Below are 12,956 nucleotides of genomic sequence, written 5' to 3' on the forward strand. Positions count from 1 at the left end.
TGTCGCGAAATTTATCATGCTTTTCGGCATGTTTGGCGCGACTTTTCGCCACCGTATCCGTTCCCTGTGAAACTCGACCCCGCCACTATTATTTTAATGTCCACTGTGATGGCGGTTGCCATGGCAGTCGTCATGTTTTCCGCACAGCGCAGCTTCCCGCTATCCGTGCGCGGCCTGCGGGACTGGGTGCTGGGCTTGTCGGGACTGATACTGGCCAGCGCCTTGTTCGCCCTGACCGGCCTGGTGCCGGAACTGATTTTGTTGCCGATTGCTAACTCCGTTTTCCTGTGGGGCGCCGGCATGCAGATGATCGGCACGCAGCGCTTTTATGGCCAACCGCCGGGCTGGGGCCTGTTCCACGTGACCTGGCTGCTGGGCCTGGTGGTGATGCTCATCTGGCTGGTCTGGCGGCCCGACTTTCCCACCCGCGTGGCGATGTATTCCTTCCTGATGATGGCGCTGCTGTTCAACCAGGCGGTGGTCATCGCGCGCCATGGCGAGCGCCACCTGACCACCTGGCTTTTCTGCGCCTTGAGCCTGCTGCCGTCGCTGGCCTTGCTGCATCGCGGCATCACGGCCTTGCAGGCCGGTGGTGCCGGCTATGACATCCTGCATGGCGGCCCCCATCACAGCATGTACCTGGCCATCCTGTCCTTCATGACCTTGCTGCTGCCGGTCGGTTTCATGACGGTGGCCACGCGCCAGCTGCACATGTTGCTGGAACAGCGCTCGAACCGCGATCCGCTGACGTCGGTATTGAACCGGCGCGGCTTCGGCGAAGTCCATGCCAGGGAAAGTGCACGGGCGCGGCGCGGCGGCATGCCGATCGCCGTGATGAGCATCGACCTGGATTTTTTCAAGGCCATCAATGACGTGCATGGCCATGCCGTGGGCGACCAGGTGCTGATCGACGTGGCAGCGGTGATCAGCGGCGTGCTGCGCGGCAGTGACGCGGTGGCGCGTTTCGGCGGCGAAGAATTCGTGGTGCTGCTGTCCGATAGCCAGCAGGCGCGCGCCGAACTGGTGGCGCAGCGCATCCGGCATGCGCTGCGCCAGCCGCGCGCGGTGCCGGGCTTGCCGGCCTATACGCTCAGCATCGGCATCGCCTGCCAGCGCGCGCATGGCGAAGAGCTCGACAGCCTGCTGCTGCGCTCCGACCAGGCGCTGTACCGGGCCAAGCAACTGGGGCGCGACCGTGTCGAAATCGCCGGCGATGCCAGTGTTGCCTTCGCTCTGCCGCCACCCATGAGCTTGTGCGGTTGAGAGCGCAACATGATATTTTCCTGAAACTGGCCATAACTGAACTAAAATCATTGTAATTAATTTTTAGGCTCTGCATGACTGTGGAAACACTCGATCCTCGCACCATCATGCTGATGACGACCCTGATGTGCGCGGCCATGAGTATTGTCATGTTTTCCGTGTATCGCAGCTTTCGGCGCGAAGTGGACGGCCTGGGCCACTGGTCGGCCGGCTTGCTGCTGCTGGTTTGCGCCTCCATCCTGTTTGGCACGCGCGGCACCCTGCCCGATGTCGTCTCGCTGCTGGGCGCCAATGCCAGCCTGTTGCTGGGCATCGGCCTGTCGATGCTGGGCACGGAAAAATTCTACGGCCAGAAGCCCAGCCTGCGCTTTTATGCGCTGGCCTGCGTCCTTGGCACTGCCGGCATCGCCTGGTGGCTGCTGGTGCACAGCGATTTTTCCGTGCGCGTGGCGATTTTTTCGCTGACCGTCTTCCTGTTCTATGCGCGCCAGGCGCAGCTGGTGTGGTCGCACGGCGAGCGGCACTTTTCGAGTTTTTTCTTCGGCGGCTTGATGCTGGTGCAAGCCGGCGTGGTGCTGACGCGCGGCGTCGCGGCGCTGTTGCAGGGCGGCGTCAGCGTGGTCGACATGCTGGCGGCGGGCACGCGCGCCAGCATGTACCTGGCGGCCGCCAATTTCATGGCGCTGCTGTTGACGGTGGCCTTCATGACGGTGGCCACGCGCCGTTTGCAAACCATACTCGAACGCCGCTCCACCCATGATCCGCTGACGCAGGTGCTGAACCGGCGCGGCTTTGGCGACGCCTACGCGCGCGAAAAGGCGAATTTGCGGCGCCACCGCCGTCCGCTGACCTTGCTCAGCATCGACCTCGATTATTTCAAGTTGATCAATGACCGCCATGGCCATGCCGTGGGCGACCAGGTGCTGGCGCATGTGGCCATGGTCATCAGCGGCGCGCTGCGCGAATCGGATTGCGTGGCGCGGTTCGGTGGCGAAGAATTCGTCGTGCTGATGCCCGACATGGCGCCGCATCATGCGCTCAGCGCCGCCGAACGACTCCGCGGCCTGCTGTGCGCGCCGAATGGCAAGGGACTGCCGCCGTGCACCGTCAGCATAGGCGTGGCCTGCCAGGCGTCGGAACACGAAGAACTGGAGCAGCTGCTGGGGCGCGCCGACGCGGCGCTGTACCTGGCCAAGGGAAATGGCCGCGACCGCATCGAATTCGATATCGGCGGACTCACCGCCGTGAAGTCCGAGGCGGTCGCCGGCGCCGCGGCGTCCTGAGTACTAGCTGAACAAACGCGCCAGTTCCACACCGGGATCCGGTGCGCGCATGAACGCTTCGCCGACCAGGAAGCTGTGCACATTGGCCGCGCGCATGCGCTGCACGTCGGCCGTGCCGAGGATGCCGGACTCCGTAATGATCAATTTGTCCTGCCCGATGCGTGGCAAGAGACCGATGGTGGTCTCCAGCGACGTCTCGAAGGTGCGCAGGTTGCGGTTGTTGATGCCGATCAGCGCGCTCTTGAGTTTTAAAGCCGCATCGAGTTCGGCGCCGTCGTGGCTTTCGATCAGCACGCCCATGCCCAGCTCGTGGGCGCAGGCCTCCATCTCGGCCATCAGGCCATGGTCGAGCGCGGCGACGATCAGCAAAATGCAGTCGGCGCCCATCGCGCGCGCTTCATAGATCTGGTACATGTCGACCATGAAGTCCTTGCGCAGCACGGGAATCGCGCAGGCGGCGCGTGCCTGCCGCAGGTATTCGACCGAGCCTTGAAAGAACTGCACATCGGTCAGCACCGACAGGCAGGCCGCGCCGTGCTGGGCATAGCTGGCGGCAATGTCGGCCGGGCGGAAGTCGGCGCGGATCACGCCTTTCGACGGCGAGGCCTTTTTTACTTCGGCGATGATGCCAGGTTTGCCATCGGCGATGTGCTGGCGCAGGCTCGCTTCAAAATTGCGCAGGTCGGCGCGCAGGGCGCTGTCGTTTTCCACGTCGCCACGCAGGCTGGCCAGGCTGCGGTAGGCCTTGGCCTTGGCCACTTCATCGGCTTTCACGGCCAGGATTTTATCGAGTATGTCGGACATGATGGTCGCTATTCCATAGGTTGCGGTGAGGATTACGCTTGCGCCGGGGCGCCCAGCTGCTGCGTGACGCGCACGAACTGCTCGAGTTTCGCCAGCGCCGCGCCCGAGCTGACGGCCGTGCGCGCACGCGCCAGGCCATCTTCGATCGAGCTGGCCACGCCGGCCGCATACAGCGCCGTGCCCGCGTTCAGGGCCACGATATCGGAAGCGGCGCCAGGCTCGCCGCGCAGCGCTTCCATCATCTTCGCTTTCGATTCGACCGAGTCGGCCACCTTCAGATTGCGGCTGGCGATCATCTGCAAACCAAAATCTTCCGGGTGGATTTCGTATTCGCGGATCTCGCCGTTGACCAGTTCACCCACCATGGTGCCGGCGCCCAGCGACACTTCATCCATATTGTCGCGGCCGTAGACCACGATGGCGTGCTGGGCCCCCAGGCGCTGCAGCACGCGCACCTGGATGCCGACCAGGTCGGCGTGGAACACGCCCATCAAGATGTTCGGCGCGCCGGCCGGATTGGTCAGCGGACCCAGGATATTGAAGATGGTGCGCACGCCCAGTTCGCGGCGCACCGGCGCCGCATGTTTCATGGCGGCGTGGTGGTTCGGCGCATACATGAAGCCGATGCCGGTCTGCGCGATCGACTGGGCGATCTGCTCGGGCTGCAGGTTGATGTTGACGCCCAGCGAGTCGAGCACGTCGGCGCTGCCGGACGAGGACGAGACGCTGCGTCCGCCATGCTTGGCCACGCGCGCGCCGGCTGCTGCCGCCACGAACATCGAGGCGGTGGAGATATTGAAAGTGTGGGCGCCGTCGCCGCCGGTGCCGACGATGTCGAGCAGGTTGGTGGTGTCGGCCATCGGCACCTTGGTGGAAAACTCGCGCATCACTTGCGCGGCGGCGGCGATTTCGCCGATGGTTTCCTTTTTCACGCGCAGGCCCATGGTCAGCGCCGCGATCATGGTGGGCGACATTTCGCCGGACATGATCTGGCGGAACAGGTACAGCATTTCGTCGTGAAAGATTTCGCGGTGTTCGATACAGCGCAGCAGGGCTTCTTGTGGGGTGATCGGCATGATGCTTCCTTCTTCAATGATGGCGCAGGAGGACACTGAGGGCACGCCGGGGGCGTGCCGGGAAAAAATCAGCGCTCGAGAAAATTCTTCAGCAGGGCGTGGCCGTGCTCCGACAGGATCGATTCGGGGTGGAACTGCACGCCCTCGATATCGAATTCCCGGTGGCGCACGCCCATGATTTCGCCGTCGTCCGTCCACGCCGTCACTTCCAGGCAGGAAGGCAGCGAGGCGCGTTCGATTGCCAGCGAGTGGTAACGTATCACTGTGAAGGGGGAGGGCAGGTCCTTGAAGACGCCCACGCCCGTATGCGCGATGACAGAAGTCTTGCCATGCATGACCTGCTTGGCGCGGATCACCTTGCCGCCGAATGCTTCGCCGATGGCCTGGTGGCCCAGGCAGACGCCCAGTATCGGTTTCTTGCCGGCGAAGTGTTTCAGTACCTCGACCGAAATGCCGGCCTGCGCTGGCGCCTTCGGGCCGGGCGAGATGCAGATGCGGTCCGGGTTCAGCGCCTCGATTTGTGCTATCGTGATTTCGTCGTTGCGGTACACCCGCACGTCTTCACCCAGTTCGCCGAAATACTGCACGATGTTGTAGGTGAAGGAGTCGTAGTTGTCGATCATCAGCAGCATCTTAAAACTCCCCATCCAGGCCATCTTGTACTTGTTCGGCGGCGCGCAGCACGGCGCGCGCCTTGTTTTCGGTTTCCTGCCATTCCATTTCCGGGATCGAGTCGGCCACGATGCCGGCGGCCGCCTGCACGTACAGCATGCCGTCCTTGATCACGCCGGTGCGAATGGCGATCGCCACGTCCATCTCGCCGCCAAACGACAGGTAGCCGCAGGCGCCGCCATAGATGCCGCGCTTGGTGATTTCCAGTTCGTCGATCACTTCCATGGCGCGCACTTTCGGCGCGCCGGTCAGGGTGCCGGCCGGGAAGGTGGCGCGCAGCACGTCGAGGTTGGACAGGCCGTCTTTCAGGGTGCCTTCCACGTTCGAGACGATGTGCTGCACATGCGAGTATTTTTCGATCACCATGCGGTCGGTGACCTGCACGCTGCCCGTCGTCGCAATGCGGCCGATGTCGTTGCGCGCCAGGTCGATCAGCATCACGTGTTCGGCGATCTCTTTCGGATCGGCCAGCAGTTCGGCGGACAGTTCCGCGTCGCGCTCGGGCGTGGCGCCGCGCGGACGCGTGCCGGCGATCGGGCGCAGGGTCACTTTCTTGCCGCCGTCCGGCGTGGTCTCGTTGCGCACCAAAATCTCGGGCGAAGCGCCGATGATCTGCATGTCGCCGAAGTTATAGAAGTACATGTATGGCGACGGATTCAGCGAACGCAGCGCGCGGTACAGGGTCAGCGGAGAGTCAACGTAAGGCTTGCGGATGCGCTGGCCGATCTGCACCTGCATCAAATCGCCCGCCATCACGTATTCATGCGCCCTGGCGACCGCCTTCAGGTAGTCTTCTTTCGAGAAATCGCGGATGGTTTCGGTGCGCACCGAGCTGCTGGTGACGGGGGCGTCGACGCCGCGGCGCAGCATCATGCGCAGGTCTTTCAGGCGCTGGCGCGCTTTGCTGAAGGACTCGGGCTGGGTGGTGTCGGCATAGACGATCAGATACAGTTTGCCGGACAGGTTGTCGATCACGGCCAGTTCTTCGGTCACCATCAGCTGGATATCGGGCAGGCCCAGGTCGTCTTTCGGCGCACCGCCGGCCAGCTTTTTCTCGATATGGCGCACCGTGTCGTAGCCGAAGTAGCCGGCCAGGCCGCCGCAGAAACGCGGCATGCCGGGGCGCAGCGCCACCTTGAAACGCGACTGGTACTGTTCGATGAAGTCGAGCGGATTGCCTTCGTGCACCTCGATCACGGCGCCGTTCTTGACGATCTCGGTGCGGTTGCCAAACGTGCGCAGCACGGTGGTGGCGGGCAGGCCGATGAACGAAAAACGTCCGAAGCGTTCGCCGCCGACGACCGATTCGAGCAGAAAGGTGTTCTTGCCGCCCTGCTGGGTCTGCGCCAGTTTCAGGTACAAGGTGAGCGGGGTTTCCAGGTCGGCGAAGGCTTCCGCGATCAATGGGATGCGGTTATAGCCTTGCTGGGCCAGCGATTTGAATTCGAGTTCGGTCATGTGTCTCTCCATGCCGCAGGGGTGCAAGTGTGCACAGCGCCCGCAGTGGGTTATCAAAAAACCTGTCGCATGCAAGCGTGCACACGACAGCAATCATCGTACGGCTCGGCCTCAGGCCTGCCAGGATTGCCAGCGTCGCCAAAGCCAGGCCTCAATCGAGCCGGTTTGGGTGACATTGTGTTTTTTGATGAGAAACGTGTTCACGATAAGGTGTTGGGTTTGGTCAGTATGCGGTTGAGTGTCGAATCAGGGTTGAACCACTTGCATGCTTATGACATGAGCCGCTTCGAGCAGCGTATTTACTATACCATCGGAATCGGTATCGTGTATAGAGTGTCCGTGGTTGTAGCCATACGGTACCGTCAACACGGGGCAACCCGCAGCGCGGGCCGCTTGCGCGTCGTTCGACGAGTCGCCGATGGCCACCACGGTCGACGGCGCCAGGTCGAAGTCCGCGCACACCTGCAGCAAGGGCAGCGGGTCCGGTTTCTTCTTCGCCAGCGAGTCGCCGCCGTAGACGATCTCGAAGTACTGATCGAGATTTTTCAGCTTCAAGAGGGGCAGGGCGAACGCGATCGGCTTGTTGGTGACGCAGGCCAGGCGCAGCCCGGCCGCCTTCATCGCCGCCAGGCCCTTTTCCACGTCCGGGTACAGGGTGCTGTACTGGCCGTTGATCGCCAGGTAATGGCGCTGGTAGCCATCCATCGCCTGTTCGAAACGCTGCTCCACGCCGGCAGGGTCGAAGTCCAGCGCCAGTACCGTGCGGATCAGGTTTTCCGAGCCCTTGCCTATCATCAGCGAAATCGCTTCGGCGCTGATCGGCGGCAGCTCGAATTCGCCGCGCATGCCGTTGATGGCGACATGAAAGTCGGGCACGGTGTCGAGCATCGTGCCATCGAGGTCGATAATGGCGGCGCGCACGCCGGCCAGCACTGCATGTTTCACCGTGCCCGCCGCCATCAGTTGCTCACCGTCTTGGCCACTGTCTTGGCCAACTCGGCGCGCATGGCGTCGATCACGGCCTTGTAGTCAGGCTTGCCGAAGATGGCCGAGCCGGCGACAAAGGTGTCGGCGCCGGCAGCGGCTGCCGCGGCGATATTGTCGATCTTGATGCCGCCGTCGACTTCGAGCATGATGTCACGGCCCGATTCATCGATCATGCGGCGCGCTTCGGCGATTTTTTTCAAGGCCTGCGGAATAAAGGACTGGCCGCCGAAACCGGGATTGACCGACATGATCAGGATGATGTCGATCTTGTCCATCACATGCTCCAGGTAATGCAGCGGCGTGCCCGGGTTGAACACCAGGCCGGCCTTGCAGCCGTTGTCGCGGATCAGCTGCAGCGAACGGTCCAGATGCTCCGACGCTTCCGGATGGAAGGTGATGATGTTCGCACCGGCTTTGGCGAAATCCGGGATAATGCGATCGACAGGCTTGACCATCAGGTGCACGTCGATGGGCACTTGCACATGCGGGCGGATGGCTTCGCAGACCAGCGGGCCGATCGTCAGGTTCGGCACATAATGGTTATCCATCACGTCGAAGTGGATGATGTCGGCGCCGGCGGTGACGACGTTGCGTACTTCCTCGCCCAGGCGGGCGAAGTCGGCGGACAGGATGCTGGGAGCGATGCGAAATGTAGTCATGGTGAGATAGGGCCAGAGGGTAGAAGATGCAAAGTTGCGCTATTTTACGCTTGACGCCGTTGCCATGCCCTTTTGAAACACAGAATACCTCTTGCGCACCAGCCGGCGAGGCTGTGGCGCGACACCTCATGAACCAGACAAGGACGACGATGGCGACTTATGAATTTACGGTAACGGTCAAGACACAGTATTTGCCGGAGCAATCGGCGCCCGACCAGGGCCGCCATGTGTTCAGCTACACGATTCGCGTGGTCAACACGGGCACCGCCGGCGCGCAGCTGATCTCGCGCCACTGGGTGATCACCGACGCCAACAACAAGGTGGAAGAAGTGCGCGGCCTGGGCGCCGTCGGCCACCAGCCGCTGCTGCAGCCGGGCGAGCAGTTCGAATACACGAGCGGCACCGTGCTGGCCACGCCGCAAGGCACCATGCTCGGTGAATATTTCTGCGTGGCCGAAGACGGCCACCAGTTCGAAGCGCAGATTCCCGAGTTCGTGTTGTCGCTGCCGCGCACGCTGCACTAAACTACGCGCACTTCCTTATTTCAGTTTTTCGGTGGCGTCCTTGTCGGTTGCCACCTGTTTCTGCGCTGGCGGCGTGGGCTTCTTGCCCGAATACATGGTCCACCAGACGATAAACGCCAGCAGGAAAAACGCCACCATCGCTTCCATTACCAAGATCCACATACGCTCTCCTATGTCTTTACGCCTCAGTCTACTCGTTTCAAGCGTCGCCGTCGCGCTGGCGTTGTCCGCATGCACCAGCACGGTGCCGCTGACGCCCGTGCCGGCCAAGCCGCCGGCCATTACGCCATCGGTCGTCAAGCCCGTGCCGGCCAAACCGGCCGCGCCTGACGCCAAGGACGCCCAGGCGCCCACTTTTGTGCCGGTCGGCTTTGCCGCCTTGCCCGGCTGGGCCCGCGACGACGTGCGCGCGGCCTGGCCCGCCTTCATGGCCTCGTGCGCCGTGCTGGTCAAGCGGCCCGACTGGAAAGAGTCATGCACGATTGCGCGCCAGGTCAATGCCGACAGCGACAAGGCGATCCGCCAGTTCTTCGAAGCGTTTTTCGTGCCGAACCAGATGGTCGCCGCCGATGGGGCCAATTCCGGCCTGGTGACAGGCTATTACGAACCGCTGCTGCATGGCGCGCGCAAACGCGGCGGGCCATACCAGACGCCGCTGTACAAGGTGCCGGACGATCTGGTGACGGTGGACTTGTCCAGCGTGTATCCGGAACTGAAAAACATGCGGCTGCGCGGCAAGCTGGTCGGCAAGAAAGTGGTGCCATATGCCACGCGCGCCGATATCGAGCGCGCCACCTCCGTGACGGGCAAGGAATTGCTGTGGGTCGACGATGAGGTGGAAGCGTTTTTTCTGCAGGTGCAGGGCAGCGGCAGGGTGCAGCTGACCGACACCCAGGAAACCGTGCGCGTGGCCTATGCGGATCAGAATGGCCATCCCTACCAGTCGATCGGCCGCTACCTGGTCGACAAGGGAGAATTGACCATGAGCCAGGCCTCGGCGCAGGGCATCAAGGCCTGGATCGCAGGCCATCCGACCCGCAAGGACGAGCTGTTCAACGCCAATCCCAGCTATGTGTTCTTCAAGGAAGAGCGCTTGCCCGATCCGAAGGTGGGGCCGAAAGGCGCGCTGGGCGTGCCGCTGACGCCGCAGCGCTCGGTGGCCATCGACTCGCGCTTCGTGCCGCTGGGCGTGCCCGTGTTCCTGTCGACCACGCAGGCGAACAGCGATATCCCGATGCAGCGCCTGGTGATGGCGCAGGACACGGGCGGCGCGATCCGCGGGCCGATCCGGGTCGATTATTTCTTTGGCTTCGGCGCGGAAGCGGCCGAGAATGCCGGCCGCATGAAGCAGAGCGGCATGGTGTGGGTGCTGCTGCCGAAGCAGCCGCAGTAGTGCTTGCAGTAATGTTTAACGCAATACCATGACAGGCAGGTGGGTATGCGCCAACACTTTTTGTGTTTCGCTGCCCACGAACAGCTTGTTCAGACCCTTGCGGCCATGCGAGGCCATCAAAATGATGTCGCACTGGTAGGCCTGCGCCGTATTGACGATTTCCTCATGCGGGCTGGGCGACAGTGCGACCACGCCTTCGAAGGCCACATTGGCGGCGCGCGCGGCCTCGCCGATTTTCTCGATCGCGCGCTGCGCCGATTCATTCATCTGCTGCTCGTACAGGCTGGCGTCGAGCACGATGCCGCCGTCGGCCATCGGCGAAAACGGAAATGGCTGCACCACGCTGACGGCGACCAGCTTGGCCTGGTTCAACTGGGCGAAGGCGATGGCGGTATTGGCGGCCTGGTCGGACAGCGGCGAGCCGTCGGTAGGGAAGAGGATCGTCTTGAACATAATGTGCTCCTTGGAAATATTTGCAGCTTATGGATTTACCCGGAGGAAATCCTTGATATAAATCAAGTCTGGCCGGCTTCGTGTTGAATAGTGTCGGCAAAGCAATCTTATACACCCTCTATCGATTTTGTGCTTCAGCCGCGCGCCTTGCGTAGCGGCGTGCCCCACACCATCGCGATCGTGAGCAGGATGCTGCCGGCCGCGATGCAGGCCATGCCGCTGCGCACGCCGAAGTGCTCGGCCACCCAGCCGGCCGCCAGCGCGCCCAGCGGCGCCGTGGCCACCGTCAAAAAGCGCATGGTCGAGGTCATCCGTCCCAGCATGGCGTCGGGCGTGACTTTCTGGCGCAGGCCCAGGTAGGGAATAAAGAACAGCATCACGCCGCAATCGAAAAAGAACATCAGCACGGCATACGCCGCCGCACTGGCCGTGGCGCTGCCGAACAGGTTGGCCGGTATCGCCGGCGTCAGCACGAAGCACAGCGAGGTCGACGCCAGGCCGATCAGGATTACCTTGCCGGCGCCATAACGGCGCGTCAGCGGTTTGACGACGATGGCGCTGACCAGCACGCCGGCGCCGCCCAGCATTTGCGCCATGCCCAGCACGCCGGGACTCATGCCCAGGTCATGCGTGGCGAACAGCACCGTCAAGGCCATGCTGGCGTAAAACAAAAAGTGCCAGACGCCGGCGCCCCAGGCCAGCGCGCGCAGCAGCGGTTCGCGCCAGACAAACAGCAGCCCATCGGCAATATCGCGCAAGGGGTGATTATGCGACGGCGCGGGACGCGGATCGCGCACGCTCATGGCGCGCAAATTGAATACGGAAATCAGATAGCCGCAGGCCGTGCACAGGATGGCGACTGGCGCTGACAGGGTTTGCACCAGCACGCCCGCCATGCCCGGTCCGATCAGGCGCGAGGCCGATTCCGTGGCGGCAAATTTCGATTGCGCATCGATCAAGCCGTCGCGCCCGACGAGAAAAGTCAAAAACACCTGTTCGGCGCCGCCGCCGACCACGAAACCGGTGCCGATAATAAAACCCACGATATACAGCCACGGCATCGACAGCACGCCGCACCAGTACGCCACCGCCACGCTGGCCAGCGCCAGGCCCGACATGGTTTCGCTGAACAGCATGATCGGATGCTTGCTGCGCCGGTCCAGCAGCACGCCGACGGGCAGGCCGAACAGCGCAAACGGCAGCGCCTGCAAGGCGACCAGGATGCCCATCTGTTCCGGCGTCGCATGCAGCAGCAATACCGCGCACAGAGGCAGGGCCAGCGAAGTGATCTGGGCGCCAAAGCAATTGAGGCCGTTGCTGAACCACAGGCGGCGGAAATTGACGGTGGCGGCGGAACCGTCACCGCGCAGGCGGCTGGTCAGAGAGTGGAATAGGGTGGAGAAAATACGGCACGCGTCGAGGTGGGTGAGCAGGTTGATAATAATAACAGCGCTGCCGCAGTGGCGCCGCCATTAGCCGCTACAATCGTCAGCACCGTTCATCAAGAGGAGACACCATGCAATACGAAGACCTGATCATCGAAATCCAGGACAAAGTCGCGCTGATACGCCTGAACCGTCCCAAGGCCCTGAATGCCTTGAACGAGCGCATGATGAACGAGCTGGGCGACGCGCTGCTCAAGTTCGACGCCGACGAGAATATCGGCTGCATCGTGCTGACCGGCAGCGAAAAGGCGTTTGCCGCCGGCGCCGATATCGCGGCCATGGCCGACTACACCTATCCCGACACGTTTACACAAGGCTATATCAGCCGCAACTGGGAGCATATCCTGCGCGTGCGCAAGCCGGTGGTGGGGGCGGTGGCCGGCTATGCGCTGGGCGGCGGCTGCGAACTGGCCATGATGTGCGATTTTTTGATCGCTGCCGACAGCGCCAAATTCGGCCAGCCGGAAATCAAGGTCGGCGTCACACCAGGTGCAGGTGGCACGCAGCGCCTGCCGCGCGCCATCGGCAAGGCCAAGGCCATGGACCTGCTGCTGACGGCGCGCACGATTGACGCGGTGGAAGCCGAACGCATCGGCCTGGTATCGCGCGTGGTGCCGGCCGACAAGCTGCTGGAAGAAACCCTGGCGGCCGCCAGAACCATCGCCGCCATGCCGACCTCGGTCGCCATGATGATCAAGGATTGCGTCAACCGCGCCTTTGAAACCACCTTGACCGATGGTGTTGCCTACGAGCGCCGTTTGTTCCAGGCCGCGTTCGGTACACCGGCGCAGAAAGAGGGCATGCACGCATTTTTGGAAAAGCGCTTGCCAAACTTCGACGGCCTTTGATATGATTCGCCTCCTCGCAAAACGACGCACACAAAACAAGGTGTTGCAGAGTTAAGTGGGGAGAAAAAGAAGGTTGACGAAATGCTGAAAA

At 62.6% G+C, this 12,956-nt stretch carries 14 protein-coding genes; 5 read left to right on the forward strand and 9 right to left on the reverse strand.

Features of this window, described 5'->3' with window-relative positions:
* The first annotated feature begins 120 nt into the window (after positions 1–120).
* Together Q8L25_RS04525 and Q8L25_RS04530 are read left to right on the forward strand one after the other, a co-directional pair.
* Positions 121–1,263 carry a GGDEF domain-containing protein gene (locus tag Q8L25_RS04525; RefSeq protein ID WP_308923747.1) on the forward strand — a complete coding sequence of 381 codons (1,143 nt, stop codon included), beginning with the start codon at positions 121–123 and terminating at the stop codon, positions 1,261–1,263.
* Positions 1,264–1,337: 74 nt separating this feature from the next.
* Positions 1,338–2,546: a GGDEF domain-containing protein gene (locus Q8L25_RS04530; protein WP_308923748.1), complete on the forward strand. Its 1,209-nt coding sequence runs from the start codon at positions 1,338–1,340 to the stop codon at positions 2,544–2,546.
* Positions 2,547–2,549: 3 nt separating this feature from the next.
* Here the strand turns inward: Q8L25_RS04530 and trpC are convergent, their stop codons facing one another.
* The 6 genes from trpC to rpe all read right to left on the reverse strand — a co-directional run bounded on the left by trpC (position 2,550) and on the right by rpe (position 8,202).
* Positions 2,550–3,350, reverse strand: coding sequence for an indole-3-glycerol phosphate synthase TrpC (gene trpC, locus Q8L25_RS04535; RefSeq protein WP_308923749.1), 801 nt, complete (start codon positions 3,348–3,350; stop codon positions 2,550–2,552).
* 32 nt (positions 3,351–3,382) lie between these two features.
* The gene (gene trpD / locus Q8L25_RS04540) at positions 3,383–4,426 is read right to left on the reverse strand and encodes an anthranilate phosphoribosyltransferase (protein WP_308923750.1); all 1,044 of its coding nucleotides are present in this window, start codon (positions 4,424–4,426) and stop codon (positions 3,383–3,385) included.
* Positions 4,427–4,494: 68 nt separating this feature from the next.
* Positions 4,495–5,058, reverse strand: a complete 564-nt coding sequence (locus tag Q8L25_RS04545; RefSeq protein ID WP_308923751.1) for an aminodeoxychorismate/anthranilate synthase component II — start codon at positions 5,056–5,058, stop codon at positions 4,495–4,497.
* Position 5,059: 1 nt separating this feature from the next.
* Positions 5,060–6,556, reverse strand: a complete 1,497-nt coding sequence (gene trpE / locus Q8L25_RS04550) for an anthranilate synthase component I (protein ID WP_308923752.1) — start codon at positions 6,554–6,556, stop codon at positions 5,060–5,062.
* Positions 6,557–6,802: 246 nt separating this feature from the next.
* Positions 6,803–7,516 carry a phosphoglycolate phosphatase gene (locus tag Q8L25_RS04555; RefSeq protein WP_308923753.1) on the reverse strand — a complete coding sequence of 238 codons (714 nt, stop codon included), beginning with the start codon at positions 7,514–7,516 and terminating at the stop codon, positions 6,803–6,805.
* Positions 7,516–8,202 (reverse strand): ribulose-phosphate 3-epimerase, encoded by a 687-nt coding sequence (rpe, locus tag Q8L25_RS04560; protein WP_308923754.1) that lies wholly within the window; start codon positions 8,200–8,202, stop codon positions 7,516–7,518. Before rpe ends, Q8L25_RS04555 begins: the two co-directional genes overlap by 1 nt.
* 149 nt (positions 8,203–8,351) lie before the next feature.
* Here rpe and apaG point away from each other — a divergent pair, with 149 nt between their 5' ends.
* Positions 8,352–8,726, forward strand: a complete 375-nt coding sequence (gene apaG, locus Q8L25_RS04565; RefSeq protein ID WP_308925648.1) for a Co2+/Mg2+ efflux protein ApaG — start codon at positions 8,352–8,354, stop codon at positions 8,724–8,726.
* Positions 8,727–8,741: 15 nt separating this feature from the next.
* Here apaG and Q8L25_RS04570 read toward each other — a convergent pair whose 3' ends face one another.
* Complete coding sequence (locus Q8L25_RS04570) at positions 8,742–8,888, reverse strand: hypothetical protein (protein WP_308923755.1); 147 nt, start codon at positions 8,886–8,888, stop codon at positions 8,742–8,744.
* Between the two features lie 10 nt (positions 8,889–8,898).
* On the opposite strand from Q8L25_RS04570, the gene Q8L25_RS04575 reads away from it, so the two are divergent.
* Positions 8,899–10,119, forward strand: a complete 1,221-nt coding sequence (locus Q8L25_RS04575; RefSeq protein ID WP_308923756.1) for a murein transglycosylase A — start codon at positions 8,899–8,901, stop codon at positions 10,117–10,119.
* Between the two features lie 15 nt (positions 10,120–10,134).
* On the opposite strand, the gene Q8L25_RS04580 is transcribed toward Q8L25_RS04575, so the two are convergent.
* Both Q8L25_RS04580 and Q8L25_RS04585 read right to left on the reverse strand, forming a co-directional pair.
* Entirely contained in the window at positions 10,135–10,572 is a 438-nt protein-coding gene (locus Q8L25_RS04580) for a universal stress protein (RefSeq protein WP_308923757.1), read from the reverse strand.
* Positions 10,573–10,706: 134 nt separating this feature from the next.
* The gene (locus tag Q8L25_RS04585) at positions 10,707–12,017 is read right to left on the reverse strand and encodes an MFS transporter (protein WP_374694288.1); all 1,311 of its coding nucleotides are present in this window, start codon (positions 12,015–12,017) and stop codon (positions 10,707–10,709) included.
* Between the two features lie 71 nt (positions 12,018–12,088).
* On the opposite strand from Q8L25_RS04585, the gene Q8L25_RS04590 reads away from it, so the two are divergent.
* Entirely contained in the window at positions 12,089–12,865 is a 777-nt protein-coding gene (locus Q8L25_RS04590; RefSeq protein ID WP_308923758.1) for an enoyl-CoA hydratase, read from the forward strand.
* The last annotated feature ends 91 nt before the right edge of the window (positions 12,866–12,956 follow it).

It is taken from the genome of Janthinobacterium sp. J1-1, from assembly GCF_030944405.1.
Taxonomy (GTDB): Bacteria; Pseudomonadota; Gammaproteobacteria; order Burkholderiales; family Burkholderiaceae_D; genus Janthinobacterium.